This window comes from Micrococcus sp. KRD096, assembly GCF_017168495.1.
Taxonomy (GTDB): domain Bacteria; phylum Actinomycetota; class Actinomycetes; order Actinomycetales; family Micrococcaceae; genus Micrococcus; species Micrococcus luteus.
This window is the reverse complement of record NZ_JABFAY010000068.1, coordinates 1-626: the sequence shown is the minus strand read 5'-3', so window position 1 is coordinate 626 and position 626 is coordinate 1. Positions and strand designations below refer to the sequence as shown.

1 protein-coding gene is annotated in these 626 nt (G+C 64.7%); it reads right to left on the bottom strand.

Annotated features, from left to right (window positions below; translation table 11 throughout):
* Nucleotides 1-36 precede the first annotated feature (36 nt).
* The coding region (locus J1M41_RS11690; RefSeq protein WP_206451802.1) for a hypothetical protein at nucleotides 37-626 on the bottom strand (590 nt) is incomplete at its 5' end.

Here is a 626-nt window from a genome sequence, read left to right as displayed (position 1 = left end):
GTTGCCAGCGGTCATGCAGCTGAGTCTACGGGCGACCTACTCGCGGAGCCTCGCGTTCAAGCTCGCGGCTTCCGCTACCAGGGCATGAATGAGGTCTTGGAAGCTCTGGCGCTCGGTGCTTTCCGGCGGGAGGACAATGTCCACCGCGAGGTCATGGCTGACCAGGTTGAGCGCCTCGCGAACACCGCCCGTGGTCTCCGTCGTCACGACGGCCTTCTTCCCGGCCGCGGAGAACCAGCTGGCGGACTCATTCACTACGTCACGCATCCGTTGCATCGCTCGCTTCGAGCGGTTCGGGCGGTCGATCGAGACCTTCAAGGTGACCTGAAGATCGGTGCCGATTGCGTCCGACAGGGCGCTCAGCACGGCGTCGAGGGAGCGGCCTTTGCCTTGCTGGTCGTGGTTGAAGAGGTCTCTCCGTGTTGTCATGGTGAGGTCCAGGGCATGCACCCCGGCGACGTCCTGGAACTCCCGCATCTGCCCTTCGGCCACCATCGGCTGCACATCCCAATGGGTAGCCGGCGGCAGGTCGATGAAGTGCCGCATGAACGCCTGGACGTCGGGGTGCCCCGGCGACGAGTGTTCCCCCTTGCAGAGCAAGAACGCGGCGTTGCGCTCCAGGAAGA